At 45.3% G+C, this 20,799-nt stretch carries 13 protein-coding genes; 7 read left to right on the top strand and 6 right to left on the bottom strand.

The annotated features are described in order from the left end of the window. Nucleotides 1-2 precede the first annotated feature (2 nt). The 3 genes from LO777_RS09695 (at nt 3) to LO777_RS09685 (ending at nt 5,181) form a co-directional block, all read left to right on the top strand. Nucleotides 3-404 carry a hypothetical protein gene (locus LO777_RS09695; RefSeq protein WP_228857278.1) on the top strand — a complete coding sequence of 134 codons (402 nt, stop codon included), beginning with the start codon at nt 3-5 and terminating at the stop codon, nt 402-404. A gap of 517 nt (nt 405-921) precedes the next feature. Then, nucleotides 922-3,348 carry a hypothetical protein gene (locus tag LO777_RS09690; protein ID WP_228857277.1) on the top strand — a complete coding sequence of 809 codons (2,427 nt, stop codon included), beginning with the start codon at nt 922-924 and terminating at the stop codon, nt 3,346-3,348. An 84-nt stretch (nt 3,349-3,432) separates the two neighbouring features. After that, the gene (locus LO777_RS09685) at nt 3,433-5,181 is read left to right on the top strand and encodes a GPI anchored serine-threonine rich family protein (protein WP_228857276.1); all 1,749 of its coding nucleotides are present in this window, start codon (nt 3,433-3,435) and stop codon (nt 5,179-5,181) included. A 438-nt stretch (nt 5,182-5,619) separates the two neighbouring features. On the opposite strand, the gene LO777_RS09680 is transcribed toward LO777_RS09685, so the two are convergent. Beyond that, nucleotides 5,620-8,484: a hypothetical protein gene (locus tag LO777_RS09680; protein WP_228857275.1), complete on the bottom strand. Its 2,865-nt coding sequence runs from the start codon at nt 8,482-8,484 to the stop codon at nt 5,620-5,622. Further along, entirely contained in the window at nt 8,477-9,271 is a 795-nt protein-coding gene (locus LO777_RS09675; protein ID WP_228857274.1) for a hypothetical protein, read from the bottom strand. The genes LO777_RS09680 and LO777_RS09675 overlap by 8 nt, the downstream gene beginning before the upstream one ends. 324 nt (nt 9,272-9,595) lie before the next feature. Here LO777_RS09675 and LO777_RS09670 point away from each other — a divergent pair, with 324 nt between their 5' ends. From LO777_RS09670 to LO777_RS09660, 3 genes are all read left to right on the top strand, one after another. Beyond that, nucleotides 9,596-11,554 (top strand): hypothetical protein, encoded by a 1,959-nt coding sequence (locus tag LO777_RS09670; protein ID WP_228857273.1) that lies wholly within the window; start codon nt 9,596-9,598, stop codon nt 11,552-11,554. A gap of 170 nt (nt 11,555-11,724) precedes the next feature. Next, entirely contained in the window at nt 11,725-12,522 is a 798-nt protein-coding gene (locus LO777_RS09665; protein WP_228857272.1) for a hypothetical protein, read from the top strand. A gap of 86 nt (nt 12,523-12,608) precedes the next feature. Further along, entirely contained in the window at nt 12,609-13,343 is a 735-nt protein-coding gene (locus tag LO777_RS09660; protein WP_228857271.1) for a hypothetical protein, read from the top strand. A gap of 78 nt (nt 13,344-13,421) precedes the next feature. Here the strand turns inward: LO777_RS09660 and LO777_RS09655 are convergent, their stop codons facing one another. The 3 genes from LO777_RS09655 to LO777_RS09645 all read right to left on the bottom strand — a co-directional run bounded on the left by LO777_RS09655 (nt 13,422) and on the right by LO777_RS09645 (nt 17,790). After that, on the bottom strand, nt 13,422-14,687 hold the full coding sequence (locus LO777_RS09655; RefSeq protein ID WP_228857270.1) for an inorganic phosphate transporter: 1,266 nt from the start codon (nt 14,685-14,687) through the stop codon (nt 13,422-13,424). Between the two features lie 22 nt (nt 14,688-14,709). Then, complete coding sequence (locus tag LO777_RS09650) at nt 14,710-15,396, bottom strand: TIGR00153 family protein (RefSeq protein WP_228857269.1); 687 nt, start codon at nt 15,394-15,396, stop codon at nt 14,710-14,712. A gap of 312 nt (nt 15,397-15,708) precedes the next feature. Then, nucleotides 15,709-17,790 carry a metallophosphoesterase gene (locus LO777_RS09645; protein ID WP_228857268.1) on the bottom strand — a complete coding sequence of 694 codons (2,082 nt, stop codon included), beginning with the start codon at nt 17,788-17,790 and terminating at the stop codon, nt 15,709-15,711. A gap of 248 nt (nt 17,791-18,038) precedes the next feature. Between LO777_RS09645 and LO777_RS09640 the strand changes: the two genes are divergently transcribed. Beyond that, on the top strand, nt 18,039-18,314 hold the full coding sequence (locus tag LO777_RS09640; protein ID WP_228857267.1) for a hypothetical protein: 276 nt from the start codon (nt 18,039-18,041) through the stop codon (nt 18,312-18,314). A gap of 87 nt (nt 18,315-18,401) precedes the next feature. Here the strand turns inward: LO777_RS09640 and LO777_RS09635 are convergent, their stop codons facing one another. Continuing rightward, a complete protein-coding gene (locus LO777_RS09635) occupies nt 18,402-20,741 on the bottom strand; it encodes an FAD-dependent oxidoreductase (RefSeq protein ID WP_228857266.1) in 2,340 nt (779 codons plus the stop codon). Nucleotides 20,742-20,799 lie beyond the last annotated feature (58 nt).

Genomic DNA, 20,799 nt, shown 5'->3' with positions numbered 1-20,799 from the left:
AAATGTGGCCTAATCAGGATTCTTTTTTCGGGGAGGTGAGGGTGATCAGGATATTGGTGATTATAATTCTTTTTTGTCTCAGTTCTTCAGTTGCCATGGCTGGAGAAGCAGATGTTGTTCGGGTGGAAGTGAAGAGATCGGGTACAGTCTATGATTTTGCGGTTACTGTTTCTCACCACGATGAAGGCTGGAAGCACTACGCCGATAAATGGGTTGTGGTTGCCCCTGACGGTCATGTTCTGGCAACCAGAACACTCTATCATCCACATGTGGATGAACAGCCTTTTCGTCGAAGCCTGACCGGGGTGAAGATAGACGCGAAGATCAGGAAAGTTACAGTTAGGGCCCATGATCTTATTCATGGTTACGGTGGTAGGGAGGTGGTTGTTGATCTTCCAGACTGATTGAAGGTTTCATGTTGTCATTCCCTGACTGAATTCACCCGCTTATTCCAGCACAGATTTTTTCAACGTCTGTTAATTCTGACAAATAAAAACAGTTTTGTCATCTCTGAATGAAACAACCATTTGCTATTCAGCAATAACCTTTCTTTTTATCAAGTAACTACGAGTTTTGTGGGGAGTGATAATCATTTTAAGATTACTGAAAAAGAAAAAAATCTCCAGGTACATGGATCGAACTAAGTTACCGGAAAGAGAAGTCGATCAACAACATCAACAGTCTCTACCTTGATGAACTGTCTGTTACTTCACAGTTTAAAGGTACCGGTTCTGCTGGAGGATATTTACTGTTCACACCAAAAAAATTACGGAGGAAAACATGTTTATGCTGCTTATACGTTGTTTGATTCCTGTTATTATTTTTACGTTCAATATCTCAAAAGGAGATGGCCAGTTATTAGCGGCAGGAAAAAAACAGGCTTCAGCCTTATTATCTCATGGATCAGATAAAAAAAAGAAAATGTCACGACAGGAAATGTTACCGGACATACTGGTCAAAGACCTGAAACTTGATTCAAAATGTCGTTTGACAATACTTATAAAAAACAGTGGTAAAAAGAGGATATCATCTGCAGATCTTCGCCTGAACAGACTGCTTGTACGAATGGGAAAGAAAAAAATAATACTTCCTGTTTCCAAATACGATCCGAGAGGGGTGTTGGCGGTTCCCGATCGTTTACTTTCAGTCAAAACCGGAATCCTGATTGAAAAACCCGTGTCACTTACAGCAGTTGTGGACAGTACCGAAATCATCAGGGAAAGCAATGAAATCAACAATGAACTGAGAAAAAAAATAACACCTGTCTGTTCTGGTAAAGAGACCAGCAAACTGCAGAGGTACAGTTCAACAGAAAACGAAAAAAAGTCCGGTGGAAAATCTTCCCGGACCCATCCTCTTCCCCGCGGGTCAGACGGAATAAAACCTGTCAAAGCACTCCCGACAATTCCACCTCTTGAGATCAGTTCCATTAAGAAAAAACGCAACGAAATAATTGTAATAATAAAAAAGAAGGGTAAGGCAAAGCTGACAAATGAACAGCTGTCATCTGCCAGGCTTGTTATATCGGCACAGAAAAATCATAAAACCTGGCCATTTGTAAAGGTTGACAGGTCGTTACGTCACCTGAATGGACCCCAGGGGCAGGTCGAGTTCCATAGCGGCATTCATTTGACTCAACCTGCAAAGGTAGAGGTCAGGATTACCGGAAGAGGCCTTACTATTCAGCGTTCCGTATATCTTAAACCTTCAATGCGGCTGCCGGAAACGCCTGATTCCGGAGAAGCGTTTGTACAACAGAAAAAAAAGAGATCCTCAAAGAAGCGTATCAAATTTCCGACTGCTTCAATAGCTGCAGCTGATCAAATGACCGGTGATAACAGGACAACTGCTCTTGGATCTTCCCTGTTGGATCGGTTACCCGGTATGAAAATCCTCTATTTTAAAGAGAAGAAGGATACAACAGGTCTTGTTTTTCAACCAGGAGATAATAGTTCGTCTCCCGACTCTATGACTATTGTAGCAGGAGAAGTAGTACCTCTGAAATGGTCGGTGGAACTTCATGATGTTAACAACGTGGAAACCTTTATAGAAGGTGGTTCTCTTCTTTCTCCTGTGCGGACAGGGGCCTATCACACGGCTTCGGATGGAACCAGAACGTATGATGGAGAGTACAGTTTTCATCCAACTCAGGATACAAGATATATCTTGACTGCCAAGGCCCAATCGAATTCAGCAAACGTGACCGGAACAATTACAGAGAGCAGGGAATTCACTGTGAGAGTGCGCAGGCCGGATCTGACTGTACTGCCTCCTGTGATAGACAGTGAATCAATGACTGCGCGAATTCTGGCGCGAAACGATGGTGATGGTGATTTTCTGGAAAGCCCTGTTTCTGTCCGATATGAAATTCGTGCTATCAGGCCTCACAGCAGCAATCAGGTCTCAAACAGTGTGTTTTCAAGTGAACCTGTTGCCATAGCGCCTGGAGAAACAGTGGAGCTTGGAACAATATCTTTAAACGAATTTCGTGATATTCTCCTTGATTATCCTACCATGCAGATAGATGTCAGCCTTTATTATCCACATTATCCGGTACTGATTGCCGGTACAGATCTTCAACATTTTCTTCATAACTGGGAAACCAGAACCATTGAGCTCTCCCATAGTCTGCTTTCTCTGTTGACTCCTTTAACAACCATCGAGATAGAACTGAACAACTATCTTCCCGAGCGCGGTGGTTTGCCTGAAATTCGTGATGATTCAAGAATGAATTTTACAATTGAAGGGATAACCGGGGGCGGGGAATATACCTTTGATATTCCGTCACCTGTTTATGTCGTCAGGGAGAGCCGCAGAGTTTCGGGAACACATCATACAATCAACATTGAGAGTCGGTATGCTATATATATCGACCATATCACATCGGCCAATGGGGTAATTCAAATTCGTGATGGTAAGATTGTGATACATATTGAATTTCCCAACAGTGGAAGTTCCGAGATAAAACTTGGCAGGGTGAGCGGGGGTAACTTTGATGACGAAGCTATTCCTGATATAGACCTGGAATCATTTTCCGTTGATGTTGCACTGACTCCAACAGTTTCCAGTGGTACTCTGAGCTATGGTGCAATTGATATTAATGTTCCGGTCATTGATGCGCGGGTTTCCGGCAGCTTTCACGGGCTGAATGGATTCATCAGAATTTTTCTGCGGGACTATGTCACCAATACAGTGAGAAATCAGTTAAATACGATACTCAATAGTGCCAGTGTAAAAACGATGATCAAATCCGGCCTTGCTTCCGTGGTGAATTTTGGTCGGAGTCCGGTACCCCATGTGGTCAGAGTAAGAGGTGTCGGTGATACAATTACCATTTATTATCACTGATAAATTGGAATTTTGGTATTTCTGAAAATCTTGCCCTGGCAGTTACTGTGCTGACACCAAAAATATTTTAAAGAGGAATATCTTATGACGATTCAAACTATCCGCAATTTCGCAAAACTGTTCTTTCTCTTCTTTTTGGTAATATGTATCAGCATAACAACTGCGGGTGCCGCATCACATCCAACGAAAGAAATAACGAAACAAAAGACCAAATCAAAGACTGGTATTGCAGGTAAACATAAAGTAGCAAAAAAGCCCTTTCTGAAGCTGACAAGCCCAAATGGAAATGAAAAAATTCAAATAGGTGGAAAAGTCACTATCCGGTGGGAAAAACAGGAAGTGAGGGGAAATATTCGCCTTGTCCTTTTCAGCAGCAACAAAAGAATAGGTAATATTGCGGGCAGCATTCCGGCCTCTAACAGAAAACTTGACTGGAAAGCGGGTATTATAAACGGTCGGCTAATCCCACCTGGGAAACAATACAGGATCAAAATCACAGCACTCTCGAACCAGAAACTAACAGATTTCAGTAAAGGAACATTTACGTTATTCCAAAAGGGAAAAGTTGCCAAAACGAATAATTTAACTAGTGGAGTGTCCAAGAAAACAACGGTTCAGACCCAGTCATCCCTGGAAATTACCAGTCCCCGGGGAGGCGAAAATATCCAGATCGGTAAAGAAGTTACGATTCGCTGGAAAAAGGGGGATATTAACGGAAGTATTCGTCTGGCTCTTTTCAGTGGAAACAAAAGAATCGGGAATATTGCAGCCAGCATACCGATTTTAAGCAGAAAATATAATTGGAAAGCGGGTTTTATCAACGGCAGGCCGGTTCCGCCGGGGAAAAATTACAGGATCAGAATTACCACACTTTCTGATCAGAAGATAACACTGTTCAGTAAAGGAACTTTTGCGCTGCACAATGTTGCGCGGTCTCGCAATGCTGTGCGGTCTCGAGAAATAATTGGAATACCCTATCCCCGTGCTAACGATCTTATCACCGTCGATCCCAGACCACGTAGATTTCGATGGTATGCATCACCAGGAACAAGACCTCCTTTTAAAGTGACCGCAGTCAACGCAAGCGGCAGTCGGATAATAACCCTGGCTGATGGACTTAGGGGCACAGTCCAAAGTAATGGAACGAGGCATGGGACAATGAGGATTTATTTTCGAGGTGCATCATTTGCCAATGCTACCGGAGCATATCAACTTGTCATGAAAGACGCGTCGGGGGTTGAAGGGAGAAGTGCTCTCTTCCGGGTTGAAATGCCAGAGCTTGATGCACCTCCTCCGGCACCCATGGATAGACAACATCAGATGAATGCACACCCCGGAATTGATCTTGAACTTGGACCCATCCATGATGAAGACGTCCGGTTTGAACGTGCTAGCAGTTCCTTTGACCGTGATCTCTTCAGGTTACAGATCAATCTTCGGACCCGTAACAATTCAGAGAACAACAGACCACTTGCGAGGGTAAGATGTGGGTATAAATTACTGGAATCATCTGTTAACCCTTTTCTACCCCCTGTGAATGGGACGATAGACTCACCCACTCCCCCACCTATCCCTCAATTCCTAAGTGAAAGTCATGTCGTAAAGGATGGAATCATTGAAATCAGTCCATTTCCACCTCTTGCTTCCAATGAATGGCACCGTGTTCCTGTGGAAATTTTTGTTTATCTGGATCCGGCTCGTTTGGTGTCAACCGACAGGAAGTATTATATGACTTTCGAGCTCCAGGATGTTTACAGAGAGCCTATTCATGACCCGATTTTAAGTAATAATAGAACCAGAACCCCCGACTTTTACCGTCGAGCTGAAGAATAAAGGAAAATAGCCTTTATATTTGAATAGAAATGTCAGGAGGGAAAGTGAAAAAAATCAAAGCCGTTGTATCAATTATTTTCATATGAGAAATCAGGGCTAAAAATAAAAATTCCTGGTAAACCTGCCCTGAAAACCGGTTTCTGTTGTTTGGCTGGTGTTATAGAGAAGGTGTTGCAAAATCAGTAACAAACGATGCAGAGAAGAGGAGTTGTGGTAGAGGAACAAAGCTATTTAAATCACGACAATTGGCGGAGAGAAATTGTGGATGGTGCTGTGAGAAAGGGCAGGTAACTTCTGTGGCCGATAGGAAACTGGGTTATATGTCTGTAAAAATGGTGTCCATTTTATCTCGATCGTTTGCTTTGGCAATATAACCTCCTCTCCCTTTCAGGTCAGGGAGAGGAGGATGACCTGATGTTCTGCACAGAGGCGTGTGATTTATTTGAATGAGGGTTTCAAAGGAGTTGGCTGAAAGTGCGTTCCCGGTCGTTTATTTTTCAGGCGAGCCCGGGCTTTTTTGTCAATGTTGAACACGGTCCACCTTGTCCATTGTGCACCGGGATCCGAAAGTTTAACTTTCAGCCGGTAAGATCCTGTCAGATCAAGCGTAAAATTAAGAAGAGTTCCCTGGCGGTCGTGACGCTTATTGATTTGCAGGGGTACATCGATAAAATGGCCCCGTTTCTTATGTTGCAGCTTTACAACAAGTTTTACACCTGGTGCATGGGCGATTCTGCTATTGATGGAAACATTCCTGCCGGAGAACAGGAATGTCTGATTATTATGTGGTTCTTTGATAACAGGCAGGGTTTTTTTGACGAGTTGTTTTGAAACAGACGGTTTCCCCGGAGGTTCAGGTTGAGGATTGATGGACACCTCGGATCCCCGGGTTGGTTTGCCGACAACCCGGAAAGTATGCCATTTGCCCCACGGGGAGGTGCGATTCGCTCGAATTCTGATCTGGAATTCACCTCCCATCCCGGGAGAGAGTGTCAATATGGCCATGGTTCCCTGCTGCTTGAAAGTGTGGGCAATATTTTTTACAGGTCTGTATTGTCGTCCTTTGCCCGACCGATGTCGCAATTCAAAAAGTACCTTACGCTTTGATGTGGTCTGTATTTTAAACCTGACAGGCTGATGTGCTCTGAAGGATGTTTTTAGAGAAAAAAATACAGGGATTTTGCTGTCGGATGGCAAGGTACCGCTCATGGCCTTTTGGTTAGAGCCAGTTCTTATGGCCTGATTGACATTCTTCTTGAGCTGTGCTCCTGTTGCAGAGGCCTGTAGCCCGGAGAGAGTATTCTGCCTGAGGCTGTTACGGTCTAGTTTGTTTCTTGTAACAGGATCAAGAGGGTGGATTTTTTCTATTCTGATGCTGTCTGCTGTTATCTCGGTTTTACGTATTTTATTCTTGATTAGATTTCCCCAGTAGCCTGCCATATCGATAAATATCGTTGGTGTTTCCAGTCCGTCAATGGAGAGATTTAATTTTTTCTGGGAATAGGAGAACCCCGGTTTTTTACTGGGAGCTTGAAAGTCGAACGAGGGATTTTTGTCCTGCAGATTCTGAAAGCATAGAGGATCAATGACTTCCAGAAGCAATGGATCGACTGTAGCCATTACTGTACAGTTTATTTCTGGATATTGCCTTTTATTGATTTGTTTTACTGCATTTTCAACCGCTATTTTCAACTGGTGATAGGTAGTACCCTCCTGCAGTTCAGGTTTCAGGAGCTTTTGTGGCAGCCCGCCATAGAGTGCCTGGTAAAACAGATTGAAGAAATAAAGATGGGTGGGGCGGTAACAGGTGAATATTAACGGTTCCTGGCTTGCGGGGAGAATTGCCGTTGCCGCCTGAGAGTGCTGCATTTCCGACAGGGTATTGTTTTGTTCCCGTATCGGCAGTTTATAGAATCTGCTTCCGTCTTGCCTGAACATGGCTTCTATTTTTTTCTTTGCTTCCAGGGATGCATTTGTCATGTTTATTCGGCAGATGTCTTTCCTGTTAAAAGCGCCCATCACTGTTACGCATTTATCATATGCAGTGAGCGAATAACAGAACAGGTCTTTTCCCGTATCGACACAATTTACTTTGTCCTGAACATAGCCGATCGCTGAGGCGGTGAAGGCTGTTTTGTTCTGGTCGTAGAATGTGGTGCAGAGCTCCCTGTTTGACTGTACTGAATCCTGCATAATCCCAATATTTTCAACTGCAAGATGCATGATTTTCCAGCGGTCGATATGGTCATACCCGAAGTCATTTTTAAAGTCAGAGGTGCATTCATCAATGAGCATCCATTTGAAATCGGATCCTTCAGGAATATATTTATTGAGAACCTCTCTAGTCAGAGAGTCTATATTGGCAGGATTTCCATAAATTTTTATTCTGTTATGTCTTTCTTTGTCCACACGCTGAATGATGTCATTACTCCATCTGACATTGACCGTATCGACAAAACGGGCTCCGGCTTTGTCCACATCAGCCTGAGTGTAGTAGTCGAGCTGGGGAATCCAGGTTGATGATACCTGATCATTAAAATTTTTTATTTCAGCATTTACCTTTCCCAGAACCCTGTTTTTCAGATCTGCAAGAAATGCGGCAAAGGCTCCACTGTATTTTTCCTCTCTTTTATCCAGCCCGGCCTGTATTTCGGGAGCCATCATTTCGTAGAGAACCACCTCTGGAGGAATGGGTGGTGAATCATCACAGCCACCAATCCCAATGGCGCAGGCTGCATCTTTTATAGCACCGACAACAGCTTCTCCCAGTTCCCCCAACCATTCAATGAGGACTTTACCTATATCCAGGACATCTTCCGCAAGTTGTGCAAGTTCTTCAATGAGGCCGCAGATATCTGTTCCCGTCCAGACATTGATAACCGCGCAGACCACTGCTTCTCCCAGGCTCCAGGCAAGTCCCATGTAGTCCTTTTCCATATAAAGAATATAACTGTCTATAACATCCCAGACCCATGAAGGCAGGTCTGCCTGCTCTGCAAGTTGTTGACCGGCTGATGTATCGTGGAAATCATCAATACAGACAGCGGTTTCATATGTGTCGCCATTGGCATTGGAAAGACAGGTTATAACCCCTTTTGACTGTTCAAGCTGGGTTGCATTGAAAGGAACTCCCATCTTATCCAGCGGCATCCCCGTCTCATCTTCAACGTCTTTGAGGAAACCGATAAAATCGTCAAAATCGTCTGCCTGTACTGGGACAGGTGTCGTGGAATTGAACAGAAGAACAATAAACACTATGGTGAGGGTCATAAATTTGCTTTTGAAAAAGGTGAGTTCAGTCATTGTGAACCTCCTTTTTCGACGTGTTGGCAGATGGTTTCATGGTGAGGTATCCACGAGACAGTGTCTTTTTCAGTTCACCGACGGTAAAAAACTTGCCATCCTCCGTTTCCAGTACTGTGTCATCCGGTTTTTTCAGTATCTTCTCCCAATATTGTTTCTCTGTGGAAGCAATTATTTTAATGGATTTTGCTCCTTTGTTTTTCTGCTTGAACTGGGAGAGTTTTTTACCCAGTCTTTTTTCAAGCTCCGGTTGGATAAACCTGAGTTGAGCAGCCGTGACCCGTCTGCCTGAAGGCAGTTGGATAGTATCTCCATCTTTTGCCGTCTCCAGTACTGTACTGAGCTCATAGATGTTTTTGACTGGGATGCCGCCTGTCGCTGCAGGTTTCAGGCGCAGAGATGCAGGAAGAGAACTTTTTTTGATGCTGATGTTATGCAGTCTCTTTGACAGTTTGGCAGCATCACGGATATGTTTCATCTGAATAATCCGTCCGCTGGGAAGTCTGACATAATCTGTATTTTTGATACGGGCGAGGGTCGCCCCAGATGTTCCGGGGGAAAGTTGAAGAATGTTGTCTTTGGTGGACAGCTTTGCCGGTTGAAATGATTTGGCGGCGTTTACCTGAAGGGGGAAAAACAACAGTGGCAATATGACAAGAAAAGCTGCACCCGTCAGGGAAAATGATTTTTCCAAATAAATCTTTAAAAAAAGGTGGTTACGACATGTCGAATTACATACAGTCCTCTTTCCCGTGCCCGCGGTCAGCCTGAGATGTAAAGAAGCCATTTGTTCTCCTCATCGTTTTTTTGTCATATGTAAGTGTGTTCGATACAATATTCCTTTGGATTGATCAGTGATTATGAGGTCACTGGTGCCGGTGAGTTGAGTGAAAATAAAATAATTCAAAGAGCGTCGGATCAAGCTGAACTGTCGTACTTTTCTCTGTAGTTTACATCATTCTTATGGTAGGGTAGAACATTATTCTATGGTTTTGTCAATGAATGTCAAAATGCGAAAGTGGATCTGTTCTGCTGTAAATCATTTTGTGTTACATTGGTTGCAGTACAGGTCCCACGGGTCGTGTTCACTTTCTCTCTACCGTGGAGAACCATGAAAAGATTCCCCTCCGTTCTGTTTTTCTTCTATTTTTCTTTTCCATTTTTACTGCTGTCCGGAAACACGGTCGAAGCTTCGGGTAATGAGCTGATACTGGTGTCTCCAGTTCCTGAATCCATTGTTATTGCGAGAAAACCGGTTGTTTCTTTTCGCAGTATGTTACCAGTACTTGATGAGGGATTGCTTGTACTTCTGGATGGTGACGATATCACGGGCCTGGTAACTGCTGAACAGGGTCTATACACTTATACCCCCGTTGATCCTCTGCCTGCTGGTAATCATTCCCTCCAGGTACTTGGTTTTTTTGAAAATGGTGAACCATTTGAAGAGGAACTTCTTTTCTCTTCCCGCCACAGTGCACCTTTTGAGGAGATTTATTCAACCAATCGTATCTCATCCACCCTGAAAACAACTCTGAAAAAAGACAGTTCCACCGGGGATGATTCCTCTGGAGATTTTTCCACTGATACGCCTTACACGACGTTTGATACTTATTTGACCAGTGAATCGACTGTGCGTGAAGGGGGGTGGAATGCATCGTTCAGGGCAAATGCGAGATATTATGATCAGAATGCGGCCCTGGCCAGGCCGGAGAAAAAGGGGATCAGTCTCATAGATTTTCTTTTTTCCGGAGAATATCAGGCTGAAAGTTATTCTGCCAGAACTGAAATCGGGGATACCACTATTGAAGAATCAAAGAACACTGTTGACTATCTGACCAGGCGAGGAGGTAAGGCAAGTATTACCATGGGAAATATTACCTTGAGTGGCTTTGGTACGCTCAGCACTGAGAGCAGCTATGAGATAGACGGTATGGGATTCGGTTTTAATTCAAATGATCATATCATGGGCACTTCTGCTGAAGTCAATTTTTTTGAACAGCAGCTGACACTCAAGGGAATATATGTAAGAGGTGGTGAAAGTGGAAATTCACTGGGAAACTGGTCAGAAGGAGGAGGGCGAAAGGGAGATGTCACCGGTATTCTGTTGCAGAGCGATTTTTTCGACCAGATGCTGACATCGGATTTTGAGTTTGATACTGTCAACTATGATGGAGATACGGGGGATAATGAAAAGGAAACATATGATAAGGCATACCGTATTCAGATTGGTGGTCTCATAGAGAAATACGATTTTGAGCTTGGTTATAAATATACGGGGCCGCAGTATGATGTGGTCGGGAATCAGTCCATCGTCAAAGACTGGGCGGGTGCGGATTTCAGTGGAGGAGTGACTTATCCGGATCAATCTGTGCGGTTAATGTTGAATTATTCTTGGGATAATGTTGAGGGAGATGATCTTTTTGCAAGAGTTTACTCTTTTTCCGGCAGTATTGATTATCAGTATGTGGGGTGGGAAAGGTTTCCGGCAAGCGTACTTTTTGAGCATAACAGCCAGCGATCAGCAGATGAGCCGGCTGGAACTGAGCCTGTCTCCATGGATACGAACACATTGACGGGAACTGTTGGTTATAATAAAGATGCCTGGGGTATTGAGTTGAGATCCAGTTATTCCGAGCAGGATGATCACAGCACGACTGATAATGATACCCGACTTTTTACCGTGTCTGCGGTTCCTTCTTATTCTTCTTCCTATTTTTCAATTATGCCTTCATGGACGCTGAACAGTTCAACAGATTTGACCACCGATGTCCGGACGGATACGAACACTTTAGCCCTGGATATTTATACTAGTTTCTTTAATGATACGATCATCTTTGAAATTGGTGGCACATATGACATAACCAGGACTGATGATGACAGTGTCGATACAAAGAACAGTGCAGCATACAGCAGGTTGAATTACAGGATGGAACAGTTGTGGTGGCTGGAAGATCCGACCATTGCCCTTGAATATCACTACAATCGTCAAAAAGATGAAATAGGAGATTCAACAACAAGGGAAAACATATTGACACTGGTTCTGTCAACCGCTCTTCCTTATTCCTTTTAACTGGCAGAGAGGACAGGAGTAATTAAAATACATGATAGGACAGTTCTAAAAATATCGTTGTTTCAGTTGTTGTGCTTTAAGAATAATCAGGAAAAGATGTCGGTTATACAATCACTGTTTTTTCCCAATAGCCTGTATCTGAGTTGTCTGGTACAGGTCAGGAGGACAGAATGCAAAGAATAATAATGAACCTGATGCTGTTTATCCTGGTCTTGTTTTCTGCAGAAGCAGCTAACGCAGCCCTTGATGTAAATCCGACTACCACCGCAGCCGGAGAAACAGTAACAGCATCGGTTACCGGTACATTGGCAGTACCGAATGGCGTGACAATGATTCTAAGCCTGAGTTTTGGTGACGGCAGTGCGGTTGCAACCTCTTCCACTTATACTGTGCCTGGCACTTATACTTTTACGGCAGTACATTCATATAGAAAAATCGGAACCTATACAGTTACCGGCACAACAACTTTTATTGCTGCCGCAACTCCACCTCCCCCCATTGTTGAAACGAAAACTATAACGGTGGTTGACTCTATAGGTGAGCCTCCCCGCGGCACGGTCGGTAAAGAATATGAATACGATCTTGCAGCAACATCTTCCGCAAAATTAAGTCGGTACAGAAAGATCCGTGGTCAGCTGCCACCGGGATTGGTATTGGAAAAATATGGGCGTATTGTGGGAATACCTACCCGGAAGGGCAAGTTTGTGTCCACTGTTCAGGTTGTAACCCGATCCGGAAAAAAAACAATACAGACCCTCACTATTTTTATTGATCCTGGTCAGCTTGTGGTAAGAGTTTCTCCTGCGGAGATAGATGTGGGCAGGGGAGCCGGGACGAGGCAGAAAGTTACATTTACGGTTGTTTCTCCGGCGGTGGCTGTGAATGAAACCATTCGGTCGACCCGGGGGAGTTTCTGGCCGGAGGTCGTGTTCTCGGCTATAACAACACGCCTCTCAATATTTCTCTGAATAAATCCCAACCGTCTGTTTCAGAAACGGTTGCTATTCCACCTTCTGTTCTCAGTTTCGGGAAAAATGCAGGGTCATCAAAAATAGTGTACAGAAGGAATTTCACGGCACAGAATTTTCGATCCGGAAGCGGCGCCACAAAGGTTAACCTGCGTTCTGTCGCAGCCGGCAGGTTGAGAATTACCAGGATGAGGGTCTTTTTTGAAGAAAATAATCGGCCGCTTATTCTGGTGACGAGAAATTCCCGGAACCTCAGGGGAGTAGTAGAGATCCATTATAACGGGTCAGGTATATTCAAAGGGTACTGGAAAGTGGACAGGAGAATTATCCAACGCGTCCAGAAGAATCTGTATTACGGAAAGGTGTTGACCCTGAAAACACCGAGTGCACCACGGCTGCCTACCTATTCGGAAGGGGCACATAAGTTGCAGTTCATTATAACAGAACCTGAATCGGCGTTTCAGAAAATTGATTTTCCTGAAGCTATCTACCATGTGGAGGCTAAAAAAGCGGAGACCGTTGTTGGGTTGCTGATAGAATTGCCTGAAAATAAAACTGAAATTCACATGAGTGGTCAAAAGATTGAGTGGTCGGGAACCTCTGCTGTTTCAATATATCATATTGAATTTTATCAAAAGGAAATGAAGGAGCCGTTTTTTACGGCTTATACAAAAAAGGGGAGTTATTACCTGTCCCAAAAAGTTCTTTCCATGAAGTTTTCTCCAGGTAAAAGATACAGTTTTCGAGTGCGGGGATTTAACGAAACAGGGGAGTTGACGGGAGAGAGTCGGTCGCGGAGTTTCACCCTTGCTGAGGAGTAACTTTTATTAATGTCAGCTAAAACAGAAGAATTATCAAAAGAACCCCGTAAGCTCCGTTTTGGCTTCCGGGGTTCTTTTTCAGCTGAATATACCCTTGAGGGTAAAAAAGAAGAGCATCGCCATAATTGCACCTGCCGGCAGGGTTACGACCCAGGAAATGACGATATTCAGAACCACACGAAGATCCAGTGCTCCCACGCCCCTGGCCAGTCCTACACCCAGAACGGAGCCGACAAGGATATGGGTTGTGGATACAGGAAGTCCTGTCCTTGATGCTATGACAACCGTGGTTGCTGCGGCAAGTTCTGCGCAGAAACCACGGGAAGGAGTGAGTTCAGTGATTTTTTTGCCGACGGTGAGCATAACTCTGTAACCGAGGGTAATAAGGCCAATGACAATTCCGGCGCCACCAAGGAGAAGTATCCAGAATGGCAGGTCGGATTTCTGCATGACCTCCCCACCGGAGCTGACGATACTGTAAACTGCCGCCAGAGGCCCAATACCGTTTGCCACATCATTTGATCCATGGGCAAAGGCCATGGAACAGGCAGTGAACAGCATCATGGGAGTAAAAACTTTTTCCACACTTGCATAACTGAATTCACGGTTGGCACTGATATCTTCCTTGACATTTCTGATAAAATACCAGCCAACCGAGGCGGTGAGGGCTCCGAACAAGACAGCAAAGCCAAAACTTTGTCCGGTGCTCATGCTGATATGAAGATGTTTCAGACCTTTGAACATGGTGACAAGAGAGATAATAAAACCCACGAGGAAGATATAGACGGGGGCATATTTTTTGGCGTTTTTCAGGGGATTGTCAGTATTGAAAATCAGTTTTCTGGTGCTCATGACCAGGAGAAAAGCTATTGTTCCTCCCATGATCGGAGAGACAATCCAGCTGAGCACAACACTGGCCACCTTGGTCCATTTCACGGAATCAGGCCCTATACCGACGATGGCAAAACCGATGAGAGCTCCTATGATAGAGTGGGTAGTGGAGACAGGCCACCCCTTGGCGGAAGCAACCATCAACCAGACCGCGGCGGCAAGCAGGGATGCCAGCATGCCGTAAACGAGAATTTCGGGGTTATTGATAATTCCACTGGGATCAATGATACCTTTTCTGATGGTTTTAGTGACATGTCCTCCAGCAAGGATTGCCCCTAAAAATTCAAAAATAATGGCGATGATGATGGCCTGTTTTACAGAGACAGCTCCGGCTCCGACGGAAGTTCCCATGGCGTTTGCCAGATCATTCGCACCTATTCCCCATGTCATGTAGAGTCCGAAAATAACGGCCAGAATGATCATGGTAGTGCCGTATGCAGCAATAATTTCCATCTGATTGTTCCTTATGGTAAAATTATTTTGACAGAAAAAGCAGCAGGCGGTCAGCCAGGTTTTCACATTGATCGGAAATATTTCCGAGAAGGTCAATCAACTTGTACCAGAAGATGACAGAGACTGGCGTGAGGTCATTTTCGATTGCAAACAGTGCCGTTCTCGTACGGTGGAGAATGGCATCGATATTATGTTCGCTGCGGCGCACCCCCGATATCATCTGCGAGACTTTGTCGAATTCACGTCCACCAAAACCAAGTTCGAGCAGTTCGTCCAGTTGCTCGATCATGGCCTTGGCTTCGGAAGCGATTTCCATGGTCCCTTCGAGTAGTTCATCAAGCAGCTCCTTTATCGCTTCCGGGACTTCCATCTGACGATAGGTAAGAATTTTACAGATTTCTTCTGCAGTGTCGGCAATATGATCCTGATCGCCGATAAGACTGAGAAGATCTTTTCTGTCCACAGGTAGAAAGAGGGATTTCGGCATGTTGAGCCGGAAAGTGGATTTGAGTTTGTCGGCATCGGTTTCCAGGGATTTTATCTGCTCCGCCACCTCAGAGAGTTGTTTCGAATCTTTCTTGTACAGTGCGTCAAAAAGTGGCGGGACAAGGCAGACACAGGAAAAAACAACCTGCATATGTTCCTGTATCGGTTTAAAAGGTGATCCGCGCAAGAGTCCGGAAAGTGGACTGTTGGGTAAAAAAGCCATTCTGCAACCTCCTGATGAAACTTTTTAAAGCCGGGATTTTAAGGTAGTGCCTGTCCATAAATGGCCTTTTTGCCCGATTTCTGAGTCGTTACGAAAAATAAAAATGCTCACATATGCCTAATATGCTGCGCTTTTTATTTTCCTATGCTTCCTGAACTCGAACAAAAATCTCATTTCTGGACAGACACAAGGTAATTTATGATCAGCAGTACAGACCTTCATGGGAACTGTTCTGTCTTTGCACGCTGTGATTAACAACTTTTGACAGAATGTCAATAATTAACTCTTGTCTCAGATTTTCATATCAGAGAACTATTTCAGTTTGTTTATCAGTTTTGTCAAGGGTTCAGCCGGGAAAGTAATAGGCACAACTTTGTTGTCCAGGCCGACAAAAAGGCTTGGGCCCTCAGTGTGGGCAGAATAGATGATGTGATGGTTCTTTATTGCCCCCACATCCCTCCATATGCTTCCAAAAGGATCAAGGGGAGTATGGCCAACGATAAATGCAGTTTTTTTCGGAAGATGAAGACCTTTGCGGAATTTTTTTACGTCTCCCTTGTTGTAACCTCCAGGAAAATGAGGGCGCTGGAGCCTGTTTGTTATCAGGTCCTGGGCAAGTTCAGGATGATCAGCTATATTGATCAGCATTTTCCTGGTTACCTTTGTCCTCGGAGGACCCGCATGACAGGCCACGAATTTTTTTGAGCTGATGACCAGGGGAAGCAGGGAATAGAACTTTTCCATTTCTATAATATACTCTTCTCCCCTCAGTTCAAGGAGACGTTTTTTCATAAGAGTGCCCTGGGGAATACCGTTTTTACTGATGGTCGGGGAGAAACTGTCGTGGTTTCCACGCAGGTAATAAAAATTTTCAGGAAAACGCAGTTTTAAAAGAAAAAGCAGATCCATCATCAGTATGGAACTGTCGAAATCATCCATTTCGTTAGCATTTTCAGAATGAATGGCATCTCCCAGGATGACCAGTGTTGCTGTTTTCAGCCTGAGACAGTCAAACAGGCAGTTTTCTGAGAGTATTTTCAGTATATTATCCACTTGTCCATGGAGATCGCCGACAATAACGGGTGTTGTTTTGCCGGTGAGTTCGACAAGTCCGCCGACCTTCTTTTCTTTGTTGCGGGGGCGTAGAGGTTCTTCTACAAGCAGTTTGTTGACTTTTCGAATGAGTTCCAAGGCCTTGTCGTCAGCAAGAATACCCACGGGACCACGGAATAACTCTTTTATTTTCAGCAGTGAGTGGTAGCGGTTTGATGCCATCCGTTCCCGGTAATCGAGGTTGTCAAAACGGACTATGCGGACTTCGGAGTCCATATCAAGCGGTGTGATGACCAGATCACCTTTTCTGTTTGTGACACTCACGTGGCGTTTGGCTACGTTCTTTTTAAAATGAAAGAGGTCGTCGTATTCCCGGTTGTCTCGTCCAATAATAACTGTTTCTCCTACACGTATTCGCGCAAAGCCGCTTATCTGCTTCGTGGAACAGGCCTGCTCAGTGTTGATGATCCAGTTTTTCCTGATCATCTTTTTCTTGACACCCAGGGGGATTTCAGGATGAAAGCGCAGTCCTGTACTTCCAAGAATAAGCTCAAAAGTCTTACCGTCATGGGCAATCCGACTGGCGGTCGTTATTTTCTGTTCCTCATGAGTAATTGTCAGCCATTTGATGGGATATCGCCTGAGGAAGAGCCATTTCCATCCTGCCAGACTTTTCAGACTGGGGCGGTCCGGTTTCCTGTCAAACGCCCAGCGTGGTACATTGGAGATGCCTTTTTCCGCAATTCTCATGGGGGGATAATCAAGTCCCTGGCGAATGTAGACATTGAGCCCCGCCCGATGAAGATAGAGAGCGACTTCCCTGTAGACTGCGACCTGCTGTTCAACCATTTCCATTGACAGGTTTTCGTCGACCGGGAAATACCCTTCGTTCTGCCTTGACAGCCGTTGTTGAAATATGGTTGCTGCATCAGGAATGAGAAACTCAAAGATGTAGCGATTTCGCCAGTTGGTATGAAAGGGAAGTTCCTTGTTGGGGGGTATTTTGATTCTGGCAGGCTCAAGGACAGGCAAAGGAATGGCATCAAGCCATTCCTTGTCAAACACGGTCAGTGACTCGCTGTAGCCTTTAAAAGGCAGGCCCAGGTGGACTTCCCGTGGCCTGTACAGCAGTGACTGGTCTTTCCACCAGCCTTTTTTTGTCAGATCAAGAAATCCCTCATTGGGCCATCCTCGTATCTGGTCAATATAGTGTGATTTACCTGCACCTGGCGGGCCCGTTACCACCAGCTGAAGAAATTCAAGGCCAATGGGCAGGTCAACTCCCCTGATGTTCTGCAGTTCACTTATTGGTGTGAGAATTTTCTTCAGTGGGTCTTTCATTGCAGTGATTCATGATGGCGATTTAAATTTGTTCCGGGTAATGCATGCAATTTACCTGCAAAAGAGAATGCATTGCCAGGAAAAAAGAACGTCCCTCTCTCTATTACTGTGAATGTAAGAGAGAAAACATTGAAAAAGTACAGAAAAGCGGTATGTTAATAGAGAAGATAGATTATTGTTTAAAAGAGCACAGGTGATAAAACGGATCTGGGCAACATGAGGAAGAATCCTGAGAAAGGAGCGGGAAAATGGAAATAATAATTGGCTCAATTCCTCCCCTGAAAGCGGAAGGAAAAAAACTGCCGCCGGCCGCAACCCAGTCTATTGAAGCCCAACTGCTCCATGTTCGTCCACCCCGAAAAGGTGTTGCCGGTCCCTCGGGTATGGAGCGCAGAACCAAACAGGCAAAAGACCCGAAGCGGGGCAGGGTTCTGACAATAATGGTTCCGGATGCACGCCTGCTCCCTGCAGATATTGACACAGCCAGATATGATGTGAGTATTCGGCTGATACGCCGATCATAATTTGTGCCCTTTCATGCTGCGTTCCTGATCACTTACAGGTTTAATATGGATGAAAATACAGAGTTACAAATCCTGTGACCAGTTACATCAGAATGTATTCATGGCCCAGATGCCACATGGGCAGGTATCAGCACAGAAGCCACAGGCAATACACTTTGTATCATCAGAGATATATTCATAGCCATTCTCCTGTCCTGTTCCCAGGTCCCTGCGGGTAATAGCACCGGTTGGACAGATTGTTTCACAGAGATGGCAGTCCCGGCAGGAACCACAGGAAAGACAGCGGTCTGCCTGGTCATTTTCTGTCTCACCCCTTTCTTCAGGTATATAATGGGTGATGGTCAACGCCTGCTGCGGTATAAGCTGTCGGTCAAAAGGATGGTATTCAACTCCTTTTTCGGTGGCAATGATATATTCCGCAGCGGTTTTACCTGCGCCCAGGGCATTGGTTGCAAGGCCTGGTTTTTCCACATCACCCACGGCAAGAATCCTGGCATCGGAGGTCACATGGGATTTATCTGTGGTAATCCATGACGCACCTCCAACTGTTATTGTTTCAACAGTTTTCGGTAAAAAAGAAAGGGCAGGAACGTCTCCAATGGAGATAATAACAGTCTGGGCTGGGATCAGTTCTCCTTCGTCGGTGACGAGACCTTCTTCCGTGACCTCTTTTGTGCTCACGGGCCATCTGAATTGAGCGCCGAGCGCTTCTGCCGCCTCTTTTTCCTTACCAAAGGCCAGGGGCTTCTGGATGTCTACCAGGGTGACTTTTTCTGCACCAAGTCGGTATGCTTCACAGGCAACATCGCAGCCCACATTACCGGCTCCTATGACGACAACTTCTCTCCCCACGGTCATGGGCTTTTCGCTTTTAGCTGATTTCAGGAAATCGAGGGCCGGAATGACTTTTTCGTTGCCGGGAAACTGGATTCTGCGAGGCTCGTGTGTTCCCACGGCGACAACAACGTAATCGTATTTTTTCTGCAGTTCTTCAAACTTTTCCCGGGTCAGGGATGTGTTGAGATTGACTGATATATTGGGAGTTTCAAGGAATCTTTTGATTTCCTGATCCCAGATGGCCTGGGGAAGGCGCTCCCAGGGGATAACCTGGGCCAGTTTGCCTCCGATCTGGTTGTCCTGTTCAAAAATAGTGGTTTCAATACCGTTAAGAGCCAGCTGCCAGGCAACATTCATACCTGCGGGACCCCCACCGATTACGGCAACTTTTGTTCCGGTGGGAGGCTGCGCTTCCGGAGTTTTTGATGTGTTGACAGATTGTCCAAGGACCTGGACATCAATGGAAGTGTCGACGTTTTGACGGCTGCAGTTTTCCATGCAGAGGTTCGGGCAGACAGCGCCACAGACCGAGGCCGGCAGCGGTGTATACTGCAGGATCATTTCATAGGCTTCATCTATCCGTCCCTCCCGTATCAACCTGAGTCTGTCCACGGTGGGAATATGAATTGGACAATAATATGTACAGGGCGCGGCTGACTCACAGTTGGCCCAGTATGGTTTTCTGCGACGAAGATCACCGGTTACAATGGTGTCAATGGGAGAACGCTCCAGTCCCGGAGCGAGATCTCTCAGCGGATCTCCTCCGAATGCCTTGTTCCAGTAGTTATTCCGGAACTCCGCCATGGGCATGGGGCCGGACCACATTAAAGCCCTTTCCTGGGGGGTAACTGTGAGTAACATCCGCCACTCTTCCCTGACAGACAGGGTTTTCAGGAGGTCAGTACGGTTTATGTTTTCGAGAAAACCGACCATATTATCCATCAGCCATTGCCATTGTTCATCGTCGGGATCGACCAGTTTGGCATTTTGCGGTGGAAAGGAATTGTCTATTTTCCCTCTGAAATAGATGGATCCACCAACCATTCCCACACAGGGGCGATAGCCGAGGATATTTTCCGGGTTTTTGGGATCAATACCGCAGACAACGGCAATACCGCCACAGTTGAATTCAGCAAAGGAGTCACCGGTGGAACCGAGAACCCAGAGTTCTGGCCTTTCATAATCGGGATTCCATTTGGTCATGGTCAATCCACGGGCACCGATGGAACCGGCAATAAATACCTTACCGTTGGCCATGGCATTGCAGGCACCATTGGTAGCGTCACCGAGGACCGTTATTTCTGCGCCAATGTTGAGATAACCGACATCATCAGATGTTGCACCTTCGCAGCGGATAGTTGTACCCGGCATCCCCATACAGCCCAGTCGCTGTCCTGAAGGTCCCTTGACAGTCAGGTGGATGCCCCCTTTTCTCTGCAGCCTGATACCTATATTATGCTGCCCGTAGGATTCAAGGACGAGTTCAGAGGCCCTGGGCAATTCTGCGGCTTCGCGCACCAGCTTTTCAAACTGCATTGAGCTGATACGCCTGCCGTTTTCATCGCGACCTTTCACAACTGTTTTTATCACTGCAAACTCCTTAAATTATTACAAATACTATTGCATATTGAAATCTATTTCCTGGTGC

Source organism: Desulfomarina profundi (assembly GCF_019703855.1).
GTDB lineage: Bacteria > Desulfobacterota > Desulfobulbia > Desulfobulbales > Desulfocapsaceae > Desulfomarina > Desulfomarina profundi.
Note: the sequence above shows the minus strand (reverse complement) of the source record. Positions and strands in the feature narration are given on the sequence as shown.